The sequence below is a fragment of the Thermomonas sp. genome (assembly GCF_041919455.1).
Lineage (GTDB): Bacteria > Pseudomonadota > Gammaproteobacteria > Xanthomonadales > Xanthomonadaceae > Thermomonas.
On record NZ_JAYRTQ010000008.1, the window covers coordinates 27,977 to 46,145 of the forward strand.

General features: G+C 67.6%; 17 protein-coding genes. 14 read left to right on the forward strand and 3 right to left on the reverse strand.

Features of this window, described 5'->3' with window-relative positions; genetic code table 11:
* Window position 1: 1 nt before the first annotated feature.
* The 7 genes from ACE3T8_RS07255 to ACE3T8_RS07285 all read left to right on the forward strand — a co-directional run bounded on the left by ACE3T8_RS07255 (window position 2) and on the right by ACE3T8_RS07285 (window position 6,479).
* On the forward strand, window positions 2-898 hold the full coding sequence (locus ACE3T8_RS07255; RefSeq protein WP_374608045.1) for a hydroxymethylglutaryl-CoA lyase: 897 nt from the start codon (window positions 2-4) through the stop codon (window positions 896-898).
* Window positions 898-3,465, forward strand: a complete 2,568-nt coding sequence (locus ACE3T8_RS07260; protein ID WP_374608047.1) for an EAL domain-containing protein — start codon at window positions 898-900, stop codon at window positions 3,463-3,465. The genes ACE3T8_RS07255 and ACE3T8_RS07260 overlap by 1 nt, the downstream gene beginning before the upstream one ends.
* A gap of 3 nt (window positions 3,466-3,468) precedes the next feature.
* Window positions 3,469-3,963 carry a GNAT family N-acetyltransferase gene (locus ACE3T8_RS07265; protein WP_374608049.1) on the forward strand — a complete coding sequence of 165 codons (495 nt, stop codon included), beginning with the start codon at window positions 3,469-3,471 and terminating at the stop codon, window positions 3,961-3,963.
* Between the two features lie 160 nt (window positions 3,964-4,123).
* On the forward strand, window positions 4,124-4,894 hold the full coding sequence (locus ACE3T8_RS07270) for an SDR family NAD(P)-dependent oxidoreductase (protein WP_374608051.1): 771 nt from the start codon (window positions 4,124-4,126) through the stop codon (window positions 4,892-4,894).
* Complete coding sequence (locus ACE3T8_RS07275; RefSeq protein WP_374608053.1) at window positions 4,891-5,181, forward strand: hypothetical protein; 291 nt, start codon at window positions 4,891-4,893, stop codon at window positions 5,179-5,181. The genes ACE3T8_RS07270 and ACE3T8_RS07275 overlap by 4 nt, the downstream gene beginning before the upstream one ends.
* Window positions 5,182-5,191: 10 nt before the next feature.
* Window positions 5,192-5,758: an elongation factor P-like protein YeiP gene (gene yeiP / locus ACE3T8_RS07280; protein ID WP_374608054.1), complete on the forward strand. Its 567-nt coding sequence runs from the start codon at window positions 5,192-5,194 to the stop codon at window positions 5,756-5,758.
* A gap of 127 nt (window positions 5,759-5,885) precedes the next feature.
* Window positions 5,886-6,479, forward strand: coding sequence for a GNAT family N-acetyltransferase (locus ACE3T8_RS07285; RefSeq protein WP_374608056.1), 594 nt, complete (start codon window positions 5,886-5,888; stop codon window positions 6,477-6,479).
* A gap of 109 nt (window positions 6,480-6,588) precedes the next feature.
* Here ACE3T8_RS07285 and ACE3T8_RS07290 read toward each other — a convergent pair whose 3' ends face one another.
* On the reverse strand, window positions 6,589-7,974 hold the full coding sequence (locus ACE3T8_RS07290) for an FAD-binding oxidoreductase (protein WP_374608058.1): 1,386 nt from the start codon (window positions 7,972-7,974) through the stop codon (window positions 6,589-6,591).
* A 212-nt stretch (window positions 7,975-8,186) separates the two neighbouring features.
* On the opposite strand from ACE3T8_RS07290, the gene serA reads away from it, so the two are divergent.
* Complete coding sequence (gene serA / locus ACE3T8_RS07295) at window positions 8,187-9,428, forward strand: phosphoglycerate dehydrogenase (RefSeq protein WP_374608060.1); 1,242 nt, start codon at window positions 8,187-8,189, stop codon at window positions 9,426-9,428.
* Window positions 9,429-9,529: 101 nt separating this feature from the next.
* On the opposite strand, the gene ACE3T8_RS07300 is transcribed toward serA, so the two are convergent.
* The gene (locus ACE3T8_RS07300) at window positions 9,530-10,093 is read right to left on the reverse strand and encodes an NUDIX hydrolase (protein WP_374608062.1); all 564 of its coding nucleotides are present in this window, start codon (window positions 10,091-10,093) and stop codon (window positions 9,530-9,532) included.
* Between the two features lie 149 nt (window positions 10,094-10,242).
* Between ACE3T8_RS07300 and ACE3T8_RS07305 the strand changes: the two genes are divergently transcribed.
* The 5 genes from ACE3T8_RS07305 to ACE3T8_RS07325 all read left to right on the forward strand — a co-directional run bounded on the left by ACE3T8_RS07305 (window position 10,243) and on the right by ACE3T8_RS07325 (window position 14,828).
* A complete protein-coding gene (locus ACE3T8_RS07305) occupies window positions 10,243-11,784 on the forward strand; it encodes an amino acid permease (protein ID WP_374608217.1) in 1,542 nt (513 codons plus the stop codon).
* Between the two features lie 113 nt (window positions 11,785-11,897).
* Window positions 11,898-12,533 (forward strand): methylthioribulose 1-phosphate dehydratase, encoded by a 636-nt coding sequence (locus ACE3T8_RS07310; protein ID WP_374608064.1) that lies wholly within the window; start codon window positions 11,898-11,900, stop codon window positions 12,531-12,533.
* On the forward strand, window positions 12,530-13,087 hold the full coding sequence (locus ACE3T8_RS07315; protein ID WP_374608066.1) for an acireductone dioxygenase: 558 nt from the start codon (window positions 12,530-12,532) through the stop codon (window positions 13,085-13,087). The genes ACE3T8_RS07310 and ACE3T8_RS07315 overlap by 4 nt, the downstream gene beginning before the upstream one ends.
* Window positions 13,088-13,218: 131 nt before the next feature.
* Window positions 13,219-13,920, forward strand: a complete 702-nt coding sequence (gene mtnC / locus ACE3T8_RS07320) for an acireductone synthase (protein WP_374608068.1) — start codon at window positions 13,219-13,221, stop codon at window positions 13,918-13,920.
* Entirely contained in the window at window positions 13,917-14,828 is a 912-nt protein-coding gene (locus ACE3T8_RS07325; protein ID WP_374608070.1) for a C13 family peptidase, read from the forward strand. Before mtnC ends, ACE3T8_RS07325 begins: the two co-directional genes overlap by 4 nt.
* A 30-nt stretch (window positions 14,829-14,858) precedes the next feature.
* On the opposite strand, the gene ACE3T8_RS07330 is transcribed toward ACE3T8_RS07325, so the two are convergent.
* The gene (locus ACE3T8_RS07330) at window positions 14,859-16,214 is read right to left on the reverse strand and encodes a calcineurin-like phosphoesterase C-terminal domain-containing protein (RefSeq protein WP_374608072.1); all 1,356 of its coding nucleotides are present in this window, start codon (window positions 16,212-16,214) and stop codon (window positions 14,859-14,861) included.
* Between the two features lie 93 nt (window positions 16,215-16,307).
* Here ACE3T8_RS07330 and ACE3T8_RS07335 point away from each other — a divergent pair, with 93 nt between their 5' ends.
* Window positions 16,308-18,116, forward strand: a complete 1,809-nt coding sequence (locus tag ACE3T8_RS07335; protein WP_374608073.1) for a 7TM diverse intracellular signaling domain-containing protein — start codon at window positions 16,308-16,310, stop codon at window positions 18,114-18,116.
* The last annotated feature ends 53 nt before the right edge of the window (window positions 18,117-18,169 follow it).

Here is an 18,169-nt window from a genome sequence, read left to right on the forward strand (position 1 = left end):
CATGCCCTTCCCCGCCGAGGTGCGCATCGTCGAGGTCGGTCCGCGCGATGGCCTGCAGAACGAGCAGGTCGACATCGGCACCGCCAACAAGATCGAACTGATCGACCGGCTCTCCCGCACCGGCCTGCGCAGCATCGAGGCCACCGCCTTCGTCAGCCCGAAATGGGTGCCGCAGATGGCGGATGCCGCCGAGGTGCTGGCCGGCATCACCCGCGCACCCGGGATCTCCTATCCGGTGCTGGTGCCGAACGAACAGGGTTACGAACGCGCGCGCGCCGCCGGCGCGGCGGAAGTCGCGGTGTTCACGGCGGCCTCCGAAGCGTTCAACCTGAAGAACACCAACGCCACCGTGGCGCAGTCGCTGGAGCGCTTTCGCCCGGTGCTGGAACGCGCGAACGCCGATGGCGTGCGCGTGCGCGGCTACGTCTCCACCGTGCTGGGCTGCCCCTACCAGGGCGAAGTGCCGCTGGCCGACGTGGTGCGCGTCGCCCGCGACCTGCACGCGATGGGCTGCTACGAGGTCTCGCTGGGCGACACGATCGGCATTGGCACCCCGTCGAAGGCACGGGCGATGCTGCGGGCGGTTGCCGCCGAGGTGCCGATGGACGCACTGGCGATCCATTTCCACGACACCTACGGACAGGCGCTGGCGAACGTGCTGGCCTGCCTGGAAGAAGGCGTGTCGGTGCTGGACAGCGCAGTGTCCGGCGCCGGCGGCTGTCCGTATGCGAAGGGTGCCAGTGGCAACGTGGCCAGCGAGGACGTGGTCTACATGCTGCACGGGCTGGGCATCCGCACCGGCATCGACCTGCCGCTGCTGGCCCAGACCGGCCACTGGCTGGCCGGCCTGCTGGGGCGCGACACCGGCAGCAAGGCCGGCAAGGCGCTGGGCGCCTGATGAACGCCCCGTCCGTGCCGCCGCTTCCCGCCGCGCCGGACCCGGCATCGACCGATGCGCAGGCGCTGGCGCAGGCCTTGCGGGACGCAGCCGCCAAGCCCGGCCTGTCGCCCGCGCTGCAGGCCCTGCTTCTGCAGGCCGGCGATGCGCTGGCCGGGGCGGAAGTGGCGATCGAGGCCGGCAACCTGCGCTACCGCGCGCTGTTCGATGCGGTGCCCGACCCGGTCAGCGTGCTCGCCCGCGACGGCACCGTCCTGGACCTCAACAAGGCCGGCATGCGCGCCTACAACCGGCCGCGCCAGGACATCATCGGCAAGCCGATCGAAGTGCTCAACCCGGATTTTCCGCGCGACCACCTGGTGCCGGTGCTGGAGACGCTGGACCGCGGTGAGACCTACGTCATCGAGGTCACCAACATGCGCGCCGACGGCACCCGCTTCCCGGTGGAAGTGCATTCGGCCAACCTGGTCTACGACGGCGAGAACGCGATGGTCGCGGTGGCGCGCGACCTCAGCGCGCGGCACGACGCCGAGGTGCGTTACCACACCCTGATCGAGGGCATCGACAAGGCGATCACCCTGCAGGACCGGCAGGGCCGCGTGCACTACATGAATCCCGCCGCCAGCCGGATCTACGGCATCGGCGGCGACGAGCCCATCCACGTCGAACCGGACTGGAACGACTGGCTGGTGGTTGACGAGGACGGCCGTTTCCTGCCGTTCGAGGCGCATCCGGCCTCGCGCGCGCTGGCGACCGGGCAGGCGGTGAGCAGCCAGGTACTCGGCCTGTTCCGGCGCAGCACGCAACGCCTGCTGTGGCTGTCGGTGACCGCGGTGCCGCAGTTCGCGCCTGGCGCCGACCAGGCGGACATGGTGCTGACCCTGAGCAGCGACATCACCGAACTGCAACGCGACAAGGCGCTGTTCGACCGCGTGCAGGAACTGGCGCAGATCGGCGGCTGGCAGTGGGATCGCGCCAGCGGCGCGCTGTACCTGACCCGCGAGGCCAGCCGCATCCTCGGCGCCGGGCATGCGCTCGCCTCGATGCAGCAGGTGCTGGCCTGCCTGCGCGAGGACGACCGCGAGCGCCTGCGCCGTACCCTGGAATCGATCTGCGACGGCACCGGCTTCGAACTGGAGCTGCAGGGCGCGCAGGCCGACGGCAGCCCGTTCTGGGTACGCATGATCGGCGAACCCGACCCGCACGATCCCGGCAGCGACCGCCTCAGCGGCACCCTGCAGGACATCACCGAGCGCAAGCACGCCGAACAGGCGCTGCGCCTGCAGGCGCAGACCGACGCACTGACCGGCCTGATGAACCGCGACGCGATCCTCGAGCAGATCGCATTGCGCATGCGCAACCCCGGTCATTCCGGGCTGTGCCTGCTGTACATCGACCTGGACCGCTTCAAGATCGTCAACGACGTGCTCGGCCACAACGCCGGCGACGCGTTGCTGGTCGATGCCGCGCACCGCATCGCCACGGCGGTCGGCACCGAGGGCCTGTGCGCGCGCTTCGGCGGCGACGAATTCCTGGTGGCCTGCCGCGCGGACGACGACCACGAACGCCCGCAGCGACTGGCGAAGCAGATCCAGCACGCCTTCAGCGAGCCGTTCCGGCTGGGCAAGGACGAGTTCAACGTCACCACCAGCATCGGCATCGCCCACGCGCCGGACGACGGCGACACCCCGAACCAGCTGATCCAGAGCGCCGACGTGGCGATGTACGACAGCAAGCGCCGGCAGCGCAACGGCTTCCAGTCGTTCTCGCCGGAGCTGGCCAGCCGCCAGCACGAGCGGCTACAGACCGAGACCCAGTTGCGCCGCGCGCTCGACAAGGGCGAGTTCCACCTGGTCTACCAGCCGCAGGTCGACCTGCGCACCGGCCGCATCCTCTACGCCGAGGCGCTGGTGCGCTGGCGCAATCCGCAACTGGGCGAGATGCGCCCGGACCGCTTCATCGACCTGGCCGAGACCACCGGCGACATCGTCCGCATCGGCCAGTGGGTGCTGCAGGAAGCCTGCGCGCAGATGCGCCGCTGGCACGAACATGGCCTGCCGATCCAGCGGGTGGCGGTGAACGTGTCGTACCGGCAGTTCCTGGGCGAGGACTTCGGCCTGGGCGTGCAGCGCGTGCTGCAGGAGGCCGGCCTGCCCGGGCATGCACTGGAACTGGAACTGACCGAGCGCGTGCTGGTCGACGACGCGGCGGATTCGCTCGAGGTCTTCGACCGCGTGCGCCGGCTCGGCGTGCAATTGTCGATCGACGATTTCGGCGAGGGCTACAGCGCGCTCAACTACCTCCGCCGCTTGCCGATCCACGCACTCAAGCTCAGCCAGACCTTCATCAAGGGAGTGCCGGGCAAACCCTCCGACGTGGCGATCTGCCAAGCGGTCGCCGGCATCGCCAGCAGCCTGAGCCTGGGCCTGGTGGCCGAGGGGATCGAGACCGAAGCGCAGCGCGACTTCATGATCCGGCTCGGGGTGAAGGTTGGCCAGGGCTTCCTGTTCGCGCCCGGCCTGCTGCCGGGCGAATTCGCCAAGCGCGTGATCGCGCAACAGGATTGAACGATGGCACTGCCGGACAACACCTCGATCCGCCCGATCCACGCCGACGACGATGTGGCGATGGCCACGATCATCCGCACGGTGATGCCCGAGTTCGGTGCGACCGGCTGCGGCTTCGCGATCAGCGACCCGGAAGTGGACTGGATGAGCCGCGCGTATGCCGAGCCGCGGCACGCGTACTTCGTGGTCGAACGCGACGGCGTGGTACTGGGCGGCGGCGGCATCGCCCCGCTCGCTGGCGCCGATGGCGACACCTGCGAGTTGCGCAAGATGTATTTCCTGCCGGAAGCACGCGGCAGCGGCGCCGGCGCGGCGATGATGGCGCGCTGCCTGCAGGCCGCACGCGACGCCGGTTTCCGCCAGTGCTACCTGGAAACACTGACCGGCATGGACGCCGCGATGCGGCTGTACGAACGCAGCGGCTTCCGCCGGATCGACGGGCCGATGGGCGCGACCGGGCATGGCGGCTGCAACACGTTCTATCTGCTGGATCTTTAGCCCCTCTCCCTCCGGGAGAGGGGTTGGGGTGAGGGTTGGTTTGCCCGGCAGCGTGGCGCGCCGCACCCTCATCCGGCGCTTCGCGCCACCTTCTCCCGGAGGGAGAAGGAAAAAGCAGCATCGGGGTAAAATCGCGTTTTCCCGCACGCAGGATCCCCGCATGCAACTCTCCAACGCCCGTGCCGTCATCACCGGTGGCGTGTCCGGCCTGGGCTTCGCGGTGGCGCAGCACCTGGTCGCCAATGGCGGCAAGGTCGCGCTGTTCGACGTCAACGACGACAAGGGTGCAGCGGCCGTCGCCGAATTGGGCGAAGCGAACGCGCGCTACTTCCGCACCGACGTCACCGACGAAGCGGGCGTCATTGCCAACGTCGACGCCGCCAGGGAGTTCCTGGGCGGCCTCAACGCCGCGATCAACTGCGCCGGCATCCTCGGCGCGGGCCGCGTGCTGGGCCGCGACGGGGCGATGAAGCTCTCGCAGTTCCAGACCACGGTGATGGTGAACCTGGTCGGCAGCTTCAACGTCGCCAAGGCCTGCGCCGAACGCATGCAGGGCAACGAGGCCGGCGCCGACGGCGAGCGCGGCGTGATCGTCAACACCGCTTCGGTCGCCGCCTACGAGGGCCAGATCGGCCAGGCCGCGTATTCGGCGTCGAAGGGTGGCGTGGTCGGCATGACCCTGCCGATGGCGCGCGAACTGGCCCGCTTCGGCATCCGCGTGATGACCGTCGCGCCGGGCATCTTCTGGACGCCGATGGTCGATGGCATGCCGGACGAGGTGCAGCAATCGCTGGCTGCGTCGATCCCGTTCCCGTCGCGCCTCGGCAAGCCGGAGGAATTCGCCGACCTGGTCGGCTACATCCTCGGCAATCCCTATCTCAACGGCGAGACCATCCGCCTCGACGGCGCGACCCGGCTGGCGCCGAAGTGACCCAATACGGTTCCCGCGCCGAGCGCTGGGTCGCGCAGAAGTGGCCGGCGATCCGTGCACGCGGGATGTGGCATTTCGCGCTGCTGAAAGGCATCGTGTTCTGGGGCGGGCTGATGTTCGCCTTCCTCGCCATCATGATGCTGCTCCAGTTCGGTGCCGCGCATCCGAAATTCCCGCTGCTGCTCGCCGTCGCCCTGCCCCTGTGCGCGATCGGCGGCCTGGGCTGGGGCCTGCTCACCTGGTACTTCAACGAGCGCATCTTCCGCGCCCTCCACACCTCCCGATAGAAGACATCCCATGAAGGCTTACGACATCAAGAAGGGCAACGTCGTCGAACACAACGGCAGCGTCTACCAGATCCGCGACATCGAACGCAGCAGCCCGCAGGGCCGCGGCGGCAACGTCAAGTTCCGCTTCACCATGTACAGCGTGCCCGGCGGCAGCAAGCTGGACATCAGCGTGGGCGGCGACGACGAGTTGAAGGAAGTCGAACTCTCGCGCCGGCAGGTGACGTACTCGTACAAGGACGGCGATGCCTTCGTGTTCCTCGACGACGAGGACTACACGCCCTACACGCTCGACGCCGAGGTGGTCGGCGATGCCGCCGGCTACATCGTCGACGACCTGACCGGCTGCTACGTGCAGATCATCGACGACCTGCCGGTAGCCATACAGTTGCCGGCCAGCGTCGCCATCGACGTGGTCGAGACCCCACCGGAACTCAAGGGCGGCACCGCGACCAAGCGCCCGAAGCCGGCGCGCCTGAGCACCGGCATCGAGATCATGGTGCCGGAGTACATCGGCAACGGCGAGAAGGTGCTGGTCAACACGGTGACAGGCGAATTCGCCGGGCGCGCGGACTGAGTCTTCGCTGTCATCGCTTCATGAGCCGTCATCCCGGCGAACGCCGGGATCCAGCTCTTCATCGCAAAAGCTGGATCCCGGCGTTCGCCGGGATGACGAGCAAGAGCAGTACGGCAGCCAATATTCAATGATCGCCACGCTTCATCCCGTCACCCTCGCCAGCCACGGCATCCGCCTGGAGCCGCTTGCGCGCGAGCACATTCCCGCGCTGCAGGACGCGGTGGACGATGGCGACATCGGCGCGATCAACTACGTCAACGTGCCGGGCCGCGACGGCATCCCGCACTGGGTCGAGGAAGCCCTGCTCGCCGCGGAGGCCGGTCGCGTGCTGCCCTTCGCCATCGTCTCGGGCGATCGCGTCGTCGGCAGCACGCGCTTCTACGACATCGACCTGTCGGTGCCCACGCTGGCGATCGGCTACACCTTCCACGCAGCATCCGTGTGGCGCAGCCACGTCAACACCGCCAACAAGCGGCTGATGCTCGGCCACGCCTTCGACACGCTGGGCGCGGAGTCGGTGTTCTTCCACACCAGCCACCTGAACCTGCGCTCGCAGGCGGCGATCGAACGCCTCGGTGCAAAGCTCGACGGCGTCCTGCGTGCCTGGAAGCGCCACAAGGACGGCAGCCTGCGCGATACGTACACCTATTCGATCACCGCGCCGGAATGGCCGGCGATCCGCGCGCGGCTGGACGCGCGCCTCGCACAAGGATTGATGTAGCCCGGATAAGGCCGAAGGCCGCATCCGGGAACGAACCGCGGAAATCCCCGGATGCGCTGCGCTTATCCGGGCTACAAGAATCCGGACGCCTCGTGCGGGCGACGTGCTCCTACGGATCGAACAGCTTGCCGGGATTCATGATCCCGGCAGGGTCCAGCACCGCCTTGATCCCGCGCATCGTCGCGATCTCCGCGCTGCTGCGCGTACTCGACAGATAGGGTTTCTTGACCAGGCCGATGCCGTGCTCGGCGGAGATGCTGCCGCCATGCGCGTGCAGGCGTTCGGCAAGCAATTTGGTGACGCGGTCGCAATCGGCTACGAAGTCCGCCTGCGCCATGCCGTCGGGCTTGAGCACGTTGATGTGCAGGTTGCCGTCGCCGATGTGGCCGAACCACACCACGTCGAAGTGCGGATAGGCATCGCCCAGCAAGGCCTGCGTTTCGGCGAGGAAGCCCGGCATCGCCGACAACCGCACCGACACGTCGTTCTTGTACGGCACGTGTTTCGCCAGGCTTTCGGTGATGCCTTCGCGCAAGCGCCAGAGCTGCGCGGCCTGGGCGTCGCTCTGGCTGATCACGCCATCGCTGACCAGCCCGGCCTCCATGCACTGTTCGAATGCGGCGAGCGCTTCGGTCTCGCTGGCTTCGTCGCTGGCGAATTCGGTGACCACGTAGAACGGATGCGTTTCCGCGAAGGGTGCCTGCGCGCCATGCGCCAGCACGTGGTGCAGCGCGCGGTCGGTGAAGAATTCGAAGGCCTGCAGTTGCAATCGCGCACGGAACGCATCGAACACTTGCATCAGTGCGTCGAACGACGGCAATGCCAGCAGCATCACGTTGGTCGGCGGCGGTGGATCGGTGAGCTTCAACGTCGCCTCGACCACGATGCCGAGCGTGCCTTCGGACGCGATGGCGAGGTGGCGCAGGTCGTAGCCGCTGGAGTTCTTGACCAGGCTGCGGCCGAGGTCGAGCAGCTCGCCGGCGCCGGTCACCAGCTTCAAGCCGGCGATCCACTCGCGGGTGTTGCCGTAACGCACCACGCGGATGCCGCCGGCATTGGTGGCGATGTTGCCGCCGATGCTGCAGGAGCCGCGCGCGGCGAAGTCCACGGGGTACTGCAGGCCTCGTTCGCGGGCGGCCTCCTGCGCCAGTTGCAACGGGATGCCGGCCTGCACGGTCAGGGTGCGGTCGATCGCGTCGAAGCCGATCACCTGATTCATCCGTTCCAGGCTCACCACCAGTTCGCCGTTCGCTGCCACCGCGCCACCGGAGAGTCCGGTGCGGCCACCCGATGGGACGATGGCGACGGCGTTCGCTTTCGCCCAACGCACGACGGACTGGACCTCGTCGATGCTGCCCGGCAGGGCGATGGCGAGTGGTGCCGGCGTCCAGCGCCGGGTCCAGTCGCGGCCATAGTGTTCCAGGTCGGCGGGGTCGGTCTGCAGGCGCAGGCCGGGCACCGACGCGTGCAGGTCGGCGATGCGGGGATCGGTCATGGGCGGGTCGATGGCGACGCGTGGGATGCCGCAGCGTGCCAGCCGCGCGCCGATGCGTCCAGCGCCCGCGAAGCGCATGGCGGCGCGGTTTCAGCCGCAACTTTCCAGGGCGACGGCCACGGCATGGCGGCGCGTCCAAATGGCATGACGCAGTGCGGCAAAACAACGCCTGCATCTGGCATAGTGCGGCTCCCCTCGCCCGTTGCCTTGCCATGGCCCCGAAGAAGACTTCCTACCCGAAGCAGGACATCAAGGTGCTATTGCTCGAGGGCATCAGCCCGAATGCGGTGGAGACCTTCCGGGCGGCCGGCTACAGCAATATCGTCACCCACGCCAAGTCGCTGCCAGAGGACGAGTTGCGCAAGGCGATCGCCGACGCCCACTTCATCGGCATCCGCTCGCGCACCCACCTGAGCGCCGAGGTGTTGTCCGATGCGAAGCGACTGCTGGCGATCGGCTGCTTCTGCATCGGCACCAACCAGGTCGACCTGCACGCGGCGGAACTCGCCGGCATCCCGGTGTTCAACGCGCCGTACTCGAATACCCGCAGCGTGGCCGAACTGGTCCTGGCCGAGGCGATCATGCTGTTGCGCGGGATCCCGCAGAAATCCGCGCAATGCCACCGCGGCGGCTGGAGCAAGTCCGCCGCCGGCAGCCACGAAGCCCGCGGCAAGACCTTGGGCATCGTCGGCTATGGCCACATCGGCACCCAGGTCGGCGTGCTCGCCGAAGCGCTGGGCATGCAGGTCCTCTTCCATGACATCGAGACCAAGCTCTCGCTCGGCAATGCACGCGCCTCGATCGACCTGGACGAGCTGCTGGCGAAGTCCGACGTGGTCACCCTGCACGTGCCGGAAACCCCGGCGACGCAATGGATGATCGGCGCCGCGCAACTGGCGAAGATGAAGCCCGGCGCGCATCTCATCAACGCCGCGCGCGGCACCGTGGTCGACATCGATGCGCTCGCGGCCGCGCTGCAATCCGGCCACATCGGCGGCGCCGCGGTCGACGTCTATCCCGAGGAACCGAAGGGCAACGACGACCCGCTGGTCTCCCCCCTGCTCGGCATCGACAACGTGATCCTGACCCCGCACGTCGGCGGCAGCACGCTGGAAGCGCAGGACAACATCGGCATCGAGGTCGCGGCCAAGCTGGTCCGCTACAGCGACAACGGCAGCACCCTGAGCGCGGTGAACTTCCCCGAGGTCACCTTGCCCGAACACGCCGGCAGCCACCGCATCCTGCACATCCACCGCAATGTCCCGGGCGTGCTTTCGAAGATCAACGACATCTTCGGCGAGCGTGGCATCAACATCGATGGCCAGTTCCTGCGCACCGATCCGAACGTGGGCTACGTGGTGATCGACGTCGCTGCGGACGATGCGCAGGCCAGCGAATTGCGCGCGGCGCTGTCGGCGATCCCGGGCACCTTGCGGACGCGCGTGCTGTATTGAAGTGCGTTTGTGGGAGGGCCTTCAGGCCCGATTCGAACCACCGCAGCGCGAGAGCTCGGGGCTGAAGCCCCTCCCACAAGAGCTCGCGGCTGAAGCCGTTCCTACAAATCGGGATCGGAACGCGCCAGCCATTTGCGCGCCATGCGCTGCACGGACGGATCGGTGCCGGCCTCGACCGCGAGCTCGGCGACCTGCCGCCATGCCAGGTCATGGGATTCGTCGCTGACGGTGTAGGCCTCGTCCTCGCCGGCGTGGACGACGAAGCGCACATCGTAGTGCCAATGCGCGGCAACGCCCTTGTGCTCGGGGATCCAGTGCCGATCGAGGTCGAAGATCGCCGGTTCGATGCGCAGGTCGTGCAGGCCGGATTCCTCCTCGGCCTCCTTCAGGGCGGCGATGCGCAGGTCGCGCTCGCCGTCGGCATGGCCACCGAGTTGCAGCCACAGGCCCAGCTTGCGGTGATGGGTCAGCAGCGTGCGTTCGCCGCTGCGATCGACAAGCCAGCAGGATGCGGTGAAGTGCCCAGCCAGGCGCTCGCGCACGAAGGGATCGGCCTCGTCGCCCAGCAATTCTTCGAAGCGTCCGACCGTTGCACGCTCCGCTGGCCACTGCGTTGCGTATTCAGCCAGCGCGGAGGCAAGGACTGGATCATCGAAGTCGGCCATGTTGCGTCGCGGAAGCCCGAGGGAGGGCGCGATTATCGCCGCAGGATGACCCGCGGCGCTTGTGCGCGGCGCATGTGACCGTTTATGGTCGCGGGCTTGCGGCCTGCCCCTGGGCAGGTTCGTCCACGAACAAGAACCCGGGGGACCACCTGATGCTGTTCCAGCGAGTCAAGCCACTCGACAAGATCCTCGAAACCGCCGAAAAGAAGGCGCTCAAGCGCCAGCTCGGTGCCTTCCAGCTGACCATGCTCGGCATCGGCGCGATCATCGGCACCGGCATCTTCGTGCTGACTGCCGAAGCCGGCCAGAAGGCAGGCCCGGCGATGATGATTGCCTTCGTGATCGCGGCGGTGGTGTGCGCGCTAGCGGCGTTGGCGTACTCCGAACTCGCCTCGATGATTCCGGTGTCCGGCTCGGCCTACACCTACACCTACGGCGTGATGGGCGAAGCCTTGGCCTGGACGGTGGGTTGGGCACTGGTGCTGGAATACGCCGTCGCTGCCGGAGCGGTCTCGGTGGGTTGGTCCGGTTACATGAACGGCCTCCTGGCGAGTGCCGGGATGGAGTTGCCGACGGCACTCAAGACCGGCCCGATGGATGGCGGCGCGTTCAACATCCTCGCCTTCTCCATCGCCCTCGTGGTGACCGGCCTGCTGGTGCTTGGCACGTCGAAGTCGGCCAAGGTCAATGCGATCCTGGTCCTGGTCAAGGTCGTCGCCCTCACCGCCTTCATCGCCATCGCCGTACCCGCGGCCAAGGACGTCAACTTCGAGCCGTTCTTCCCGACCGGCTGGGGCAGCCCGCTGGGCGGCATCGGCGTGCTGGGCGCGGCGGCCTCGATCTTCTTCGCTTACGTCGGCTTCGATGCGGTGTCGACCGCGGCCGAAGAAACCAAGAATCCGAACCGCAACATCCCGATCGGCCTGATCGGCTCGCTGCTGGTCTGCACCATCTTCTACATGCTGGTCGGCTACGGTGCGGTCGGCGCGATCGGTTCGCAGCCGATGCTGGATGCCAATGGCCTGGCGATCCATCCCGGCACTCCGGAGATGGCGGCGGCCTGCGCCGGCTCCGAGGCCCTGGTGTGCAGCAAGGAACCGCTGGCCCACGTGCTGAAGGTGCTGGGCTTCGCCGGCTGGGGCAATGCCATCGGCCTGGCCGCGGCGCTGGCCCTGCCCTCGGTGGTGCTGATGATGATCTACGGCCAGACCCGCATTTTCTTCACGATGTCGCGCGACGGCCTGCTGCCGGAAGCCCTGTCGAAGGTGCATCCGAAGTTCCACACCCCGCACGTGGTCACCATGATCACCGGCGTGTTCGTGGCCCTGTTCGCCGCGATGTTCCCGGTCGGCATCCTGGCCGACATCTCCAACTCCGGCACCCTGTTCGCCTTCATGGCGGTGTCCGCTGGCGTGCTGATTCTGCGCAAGCGCGAGCCCAACCGCCCGCGTCCGTTCCGCACGCCGATGGCTTGGGTGGTCTGCCCGCTGGCGATCGCCGGCTGCCTGCTGCTGTTCCTGAACCTCTCGCTTTACACCCTGGCGATGTTCTTCGGCTGGGCGATCCTGGGCTTCATCGTCTACGCGCTGTATGGCTACCGCAACAGCGAACTGGCGCGCGGCCTGAAGGGCCCGCATGGCGGCCCGAAGATCGATCCGGAACCGCCGTTCCACGAAGGCCCGCAGGCCTGAGAAGAGCGTCGCGCCGCATCGGCATGACGCGTTCACGAAAACCCGGCTTCGGCCGGGTTTTTGTTTGCCCGCGATTCGACGAACCGGCGACATCGATTCGCTACACTTCGGGGATGGACACGCTCCCCTACGACGCCCAGCACCTGCGCCACCTCGCCGGCGAGATCATCACCAACGTGCGCGAACTCGCGCATGCCGGCTGGACGCCCGCGACCAGCAGCAATTTCTCGCGCCGCCTCGACGATCGCCATGCCGCGATCACCGTCTCCGGCCGCGACAAGGGCCGGTTGACCGAAGCCGACATCATGGTGGTCGACTTCGACGGCAAGGCGGTCGGCAACGGCAAGAAGCCGTCGGCGGAGACCCTGTTGCACACCCAGCTCTACCGGCGCTTCCCGGAGATCGGCTGCGTGCTGCACACGCATTCGCGCACGCAGACGGTGGCCTCGCGCCTGTACGCACCCGCCGGCCATGTGCGCTTCGAGGGGTACGAATTGCAGAAGGCGTTCTTCGGCAACACCACCCACGAGGGCGCGATGGACGTGCCGGTGTTCCCGAACACCCAGGACATGCACGAGCTCGCGGCTTGGGTCGAAGCCGCGCTCGACGCGCAATGCCTGTGGGGCTACCTGATCGACGGCCACGGCCTGTATGCCTGGGGCCGCGACATGGCCGAGGCGCGCCGCCACCTGGAAGCCTTCGAATTCCTGCTGGGCTGCGAATTGGAACTGAGGACACTGAAGCAATGAGCCGTTTGCGCATTTTCGACGATCACGCCCCGGGCACGCCGCTGCTGGCGACCACCGACCGCACCGAAATGGGCGCCGAGCTGGCGAAGATCGGCGTGCACCTCGAGCAGTGGGAGCCTGCGCATGGCGTGCAGCCCGGCGACGCACCCGAGACGATCATGGCCGCCTACAAGGTCGACATCGACCGCCTGGTCGAAGCCAACGGCTTCAAGTCAGTCGACGTGGTCAGCATCGCGCCGGACAACCCCAACCGCGAGGCGATGCGCGGCAAGTTCCTCGACGAGCATTTCCACAAGGAAGACGAGGTGCGCTTCTTCGTGGCGGGCTCCGGCCTGTTCACCCTGCACGTCGAGGGCAAGGTCTACGAGGTGTTGTGCGAGGCCGGCGACCTGATCGCGGTGCCGGACAGCATGACCCACTGGTTCGACATGGGGCCGGAGCCGAGCTTCGTCGCGATCCGCTTCTTCACCGAGCCGGACGGCTGGGTCGGGCACTTCACCGGCACCGACATCGCCCGACAATTCCCGCGCTACGAAGTCGGGCAGGCGATCTGATCGCTGTCATCCCCGCGCAGGCGGGGATCCAGCGACTTTGATCTTCGAACCCGATACTTGCCCTCAAGATGCTGGATATTCGGCCTTCGCCGAGACGGAGCACTACCTGCCTTCGCGGGAATGACGAGCAAATGCAGAAAACCGCGATCCTCACCGACATCGAAGGCACGACCAGTTCGATCTCCTTCGTCCGCGACGTGCTGTTCCCGTACGCACGCGCCGCCCTGCCCGATTTCGTCCGCGAACATGGCCACGATCCGAAGGTGCGCCACTGGCTGGACATCGTCGCCGTGGAAAGCGGCGGCCTGTGCCAGGACGAGATGATCGTCGAGACATTGCAGGGCTGGATCGACCAGGACCGCAAGCACACCGCCCTCAAGGCCCTGCAGGGCCTGATCTGGGAAGCCGGCTATCGCGAGGGCGACTTCACCGCACCACTCTACGACGACGTGGTGCCCGCGCTGCGCAAGTGGCATGACGCAGGCCATGCACTGGCGGTGTATTCCAGCGGCTCGGTGCCGGCGCAGAAGCTGCTGTTCTCGCACACCGACGCCGGCGACCTGGTCCCGCTGTTCCGCGGCTTCTTCGATACCGAGATCGGCCACAAGCGCGATGCCGACGCCTATCGATTGATTGCCGATCGCCTGGATCGCGCGCCGCACGACGTGCTGTTCCTGTCCGATGTCGTCGAGGAACTCGATGCCGCGCGCGAAGCAGGCATGCGCACCGTGTTGCTGGATCGCCGCGAGGACTATCCGACGCCCCGCACCGGCGATGCCGCGCGTGGCCACCTGCGGGTCGAGCGTTTCGACGAGATCGACGCCGGCACATGAGCCGGTCCGCGGCGTTCGCCTGCGCCTGCGCATTGCTGGCGTCGATGGCGACGGCTTCGGCATCGCGCCATCGGGATCTCGCCGACATCATCGCCAAGCGCGACATCGGCCTGGTCGCGAAGCAGGTCGCGGCCCTGCCGCGCCAGCGGCCCGGCATCCCAGACCTGTACGTGATCGGGGTCGCCGGCGACGGCACCCAGGACGTGTTCCGCAACGAAGCGATCTACCTCGACAACCTGATGCGCCAGCGCTTGCATGCGCGCGGCACGCTGAGCCTGGTCAGCCATCCCGACAGCGTGGGTGCAACGCCGCGGCCGCTGGCCAGCTACGACAATCTCTACGACGCCGTGAAGGGCGTCGCGAAACGGATGGATCGCCGCGAGGACATCCTGCTGCTGTACCTGACCATGCATGGCACGCCGGAGCATGAATTGGTCCTGCATTTCCCGCCGTACATCGACGATGCGCTGGTCCCGGACGACATCGCCTTCATCCTCGACAAGGCACGCATCCGCAATCGGGTGATCGTGATTTCCGCCTGCTATTCCGGCGGCTTCATCGCGCGCCTGCACGGCGACAATACCCTGTTGATGACGGCGGCACGCAGCGACCGGCCTTCGTTCGGCTGCGACAGCGATTCCACCGCGACCTTCTTCGGCCGCGCCTGGCTGGTGGAAGGACTGAATCGCGAGACCGACTTCACCGCTGCGTTCCGGCATGCGGAAAAGCGCATCGCCGGCTGGGAGGACGCCGCAGGCTTCGAGCCCTCGCATCCGCAGGTCTCCGAGGGCAACGCGATCAGGACGACGCTCGCCGACTGGCGCTCGGGGCTCGATGCGGGCGCTCCGCTCGCGTATCCCTGGCCGCTCGCGGAACCGGCCGCCGCGACGGAGCGTGCATCGCCGTAAGACAGGGTTCGACGCGCCGGCGCGGAGGCCTCAGCGCGGCGGTGCTTCTTCGAGTCGATAGGTCGTGGTCGCCCGCTGCTCGCCACGCCAGCGATCGAACGCGCGCACCTCGACCAGGTGCTCGCCGGCATCCAGTTTCGTCGGCAACGAGCCGCGCCACAGGTGCGTCGATGCCTCCGCTTCCGGCGAACGATCGTGGCCGCGCAGCACCTCGCTGGCATCGTCGATGGCGTTCTCGGCGAGCAGCGCGGGATCCGGCTGCAGCACTTTCTTCATCGGCATCCAGTCGCCGCCGTCCACTCGGAATTCCACGCGGGTGTCGTCCGTGCCCATGTACACGTTGGCGAACACGCCCCAAGCCGGATACGCCCCGCGGCGCAACAGCTTCGGCGCATGCAGGCCGATCTGGCGATCGTCCGGGTCGCGCGCGTTGTGCCAGGCCACTGCGTACTCGCCACCTGCCTTCACCGTGAGCATGGCGTACCCGTTCGGGGTGCCGTCGGCCATCGTTGCGGCGGGGATGCCCTGCGCGTCGGCAGCGCCCGACCAGTACGCGCCGCAGGCGGCGCCCACGTTGTATTCGTGCAAGGGGTTCGCGCCGTGCCAACCGGTCGCGGCATCGTGGAAGACATGGCGCTGGGTATGGCTGTGCGCGGTCAGCACCAGCACGTGCGGGAACGGTTTCAACAGCGCGAACAGGCGCTCGCGGTCGGCATCGCGGAAGCTGTCCTTGCCGGCTTCGTCGAACAGATGGATGTGCATCGCCAGCACCAGCAGGCGATCCTTCGCCAGCGTGGGCAACCAGCGTTCGAGGAAGGCGAACTGGTCCTCGCGCAGGCCGCCGATGTAACCCGGCTTCTGGCCCGGCAACAGGATCACGTCGTCGAGGATCGCGATGTTGGCCAGCGCGGTCTGCCGGGCGAAGGTGTCCGGCCCGATCGCGCGATGGAAGCCGGCGAGCGAAGCGGCATCGCTGGCGGCGCCGGGATCGACATCGTGATTGCCCGGCGCATGCAGCCAGGGGATGCCCAGCGAGGCGGTGGCTGCCTTCACCTCGGGCAACAGCGCCGGGACATCGTCGACCAGGTCGCCCAGGGTGATGCCGAGCGAGGCGCCATGCGTGCCTGAAATCGGTTCCACGATGTCGCGCCGGAAATGATCGACATCGTCCGCCGACTTTACCTGCGGGTCGCCGAAGACCAGCACGCGGGCCACGTCCCCCTGGCCCGAACGCGGCGCGCGCCGATAGTCGATGCAGCCAGCACCGTCGCCCTGCGCGTGCGGCAGCGCAAGCGGCGCCTCCACGTGCACCGGCACACAGGCGGTGGCGGCGACATCGGCAGGCCCCGCGAGGGCGAGCATGGCGGCGATCAGGAGTGCGGGCATGCCCCATTATGGCGTGCCGCAAGGACGAGACGGCTGGACTAGAATCGCGGCACGGGACAGAGCGACGGGGGTCGTTTGCGCGCATCGCGGGGCATGTTGCAGGCATGGTTGCTGGTGGTGGCGCTTGCGCTGCTGGCCACGGCCTGGCCGGCGTGCGCGGTGGAACCGCTGCGGCTGGCCGGCGAGCGCGCCATCCCGCTCAACGACGTCATCGCCTACCGCCACGACGTGTACGCCAGCGATGGCGCCACCGATGCGTTCGCGCAGGCCCGTGCCGGCAGGTTCTCGCCCTTGCCCGACGGCAGTCCCAACTTCGGCTTCCAGAAAGGCGCGTACTGGTTCTACCTGCCGCTGGTGAACACCCAGCGCGACGAATCGCGCTGGCTGCTGGTGCAGCAGTACGCACTCAGCGACCAGCTCGACCTGTACCTGCGCTACCCGGACGGTCGCGTCGAGCACCATGCCAGCGGCGACCACGTGCCGTTCAACAGCCGCTACATCCGCTATCGGCATCCCAATTTCCGCCTGGACCTGCCAGTCGGCGAACAGGTGGAACTGCTGGTGCGCGTGCAAAGCCACAGTTCGATGCAGGTGCCGCTGGTGCTGTACACGCCACGCGCCTTCGCCGAGGTCATGCGCGACGCGCAATTCTCCACCGGCCTGTACTACGGGATCGTGCTCGCGCTGCTGTTCTACAACCTGGTGTTGTGGATCATGCTGCGCGACTCCGGCTACTTCTGGTACCTGCTGCATACCGGTGCGTTCGGGCTGGTGCTGTTCACCCTCAACGGCTACGGCTTCGAATATTTCTGGCCGAACTCGCCATGGCTGGCCGATGCCTCGGTGCCGCTGTCGATCTGCCTGGCGCTGGTCGGCATGCAACTGTTCACCCGCAGTTTCCTGGAACTGCAGGAACGCTGGCCGCGCGGCAACCTGGTCAGCCTGGGCGTGACCGGGTTCTTCGTGGTGCTGGGCGTCGCCTCGTTCTGGCTGCCGTACAGCACGGCGACGCCGGTCGCCTCGCGGGCGGTGCTGGTGGGCGTGGTCTGGATCATGATCGCGACGGTGGTGATGCTGCGCCGCGGCTACAAGCCCGCGCGGCTGCTGTTGCTGGCGTGGTCGCTGTTCCTGGCAGGCACGACTGCATTCACCCTGCTCGCCTTCGGCGTGGTGCCGCCCAACTTCTGGACGCTCAACGGCGTGCAGATCGGCTCGGCACTGGAGATGCTGCTGCTGTCGCTGGCGCTGGGTTCGCGCTATGCCGGGCTGCGCAACGAGAACATCCGCATCGTCCAGGAGAACAACGAGCGGCTGGAACGCAGCGTGATCGACCGCACCCGCCAGTTGCGCACGGCGATGGCGCAGCTCGGCGAGGCCAACGTGCAGTTGCGCGAATACAGCCAGCGCGATCCGCTCACCGGCGTCTACAACCGCCGGCACTTCCGCGAGGCGCTGTCGCAGGCGCTCGAGTTGCGTGGCACCAACGGCCAGCCGGTCGCCCTGCTGCTGCTCGACCTGGATCATTTCAAGCGGATCAACGATACCCACGGCCACCTGGTTGGCGACGACTGCCTGAACGTGGCCGCACGGTGCATCGAGGACGTGGTGCAGCCGCGCGGCGGGCTGGTGGCGCGCTTCGGCGGCGAGGAATTCGTGGCGGTGCTGCCAGGGTTCGATGCGCAGCAGGCGCTGCAGGTCGCCGAGGCGGTGCGCCTGCGCATCCACCAGACCCCGGTGGACAACGACGGCCGCAACATCCACCTCAGCGCCAGCATCGGCGTGCATACCGCGAGCGGAGAACGGGCGACGCCGGAGGACGTGATCCGCCTGGCCGATGAAGCCCTGTACCGGGCCAAGGACGATGGCCGCAACTGCGTGCGGCATTCCGTCAGCCTGGTCTGATTCTCGCTTTGCGTAGCCCGGATAAGCGCAGCGCATCCGGGGCTCTATCTTCG

Coding starts and splice junctions, on each gene's coding strand:
- ACE3T8_RS07310 (WP_374608064.1), top strand. CDS start 11,898: ATGGACACGCTCCCCTACGACGCCCAGCACCTGCGCCACCTCGCCGGC.
- yeiP (WP_374608054.1), top strand. CDS start 5,192: ATGAAGGCTTACGACATCAAGAAGGGCAACGTCGTCGAACACAACGGC.
- ACE3T8_RS07270 (WP_374608051.1), top strand. CDS start 4,124: ATGCAACTCTCCAACGCCCGTGCCGTCATCACCGGTGGCGTGTCCGGC.
- ACE3T8_RS07290 (WP_374608058.1), bottom strand. CDS start 7,974: ATGACCGATCCCCGCATCGCCGACCTGCACGCGTCGGTGCCCGGCCTG.
- ACE3T8_RS07300 (WP_374608062.1), bottom strand. CDS start 10,093: ATGGCCGACTTCGATGATCCAGTCCTTGCCTCCGCGCTGGCTGAATAC.
- ACE3T8_RS07265 (WP_374608049.1), top strand. CDS start 3,469: ATGGCACTGCCGGACAACACCTCGATCCGCCCGATCCACGCCGACGAC.
- mtnC (WP_374608068.1), top strand. CDS start 13,219: ATGCAGAAAACCGCGATCCTCACCGACATCGAAGGCACGACCAGTTCG.
- ACE3T8_RS07260 (WP_374608047.1), top strand. CDS start 898: ATGAACGCCCCGTCCGTGCCGCCGCTTCCCGCCGCGCCGGACCCGGCA.
- ACE3T8_RS07325 (WP_374608070.1), top strand. CDS start 13,917: ATGAGCCGGTCCGCGGCGTTCGCCTGCGCCTGCGCATTGCTGGCGTCG.
- ACE3T8_RS07330 (WP_374608072.1), bottom strand. CDS start 16,214: ATGCCCGCACTCCTGATCGCCGCCATGCTCGCCCTCGCGGGGCCTGCC.
- serA (WP_374608060.1), top strand. CDS start 8,187: ATGGCCCCGAAGAAGACTTCCTACCCGAAGCAGGACATCAAGGTGCTA.
- ACE3T8_RS07255 (WP_374608045.1), top strand. CDS start 2: ATGCCCTTCCCCGCCGAGGTGCGCATCGTCGAGGTCGGTCCGCGCGAT.
- ACE3T8_RS07335 (WP_374608073.1), top strand. CDS start 16,308: ATGTTGCAGGCATGGTTGCTGGTGGTGGCGCTTGCGCTGCTGGCCACG.
- ACE3T8_RS07315 (WP_374608066.1), top strand. CDS start 12,530: ATGAGCCGTTTGCGCATTTTCGACGATCACGCCCCGGGCACGCCGCTG.
- ACE3T8_RS07285 (WP_374608056.1), top strand. CDS start 5,886: ATGATCGCCACGCTTCATCCCGTCACCCTCGCCAGCCACGGCATCCGC.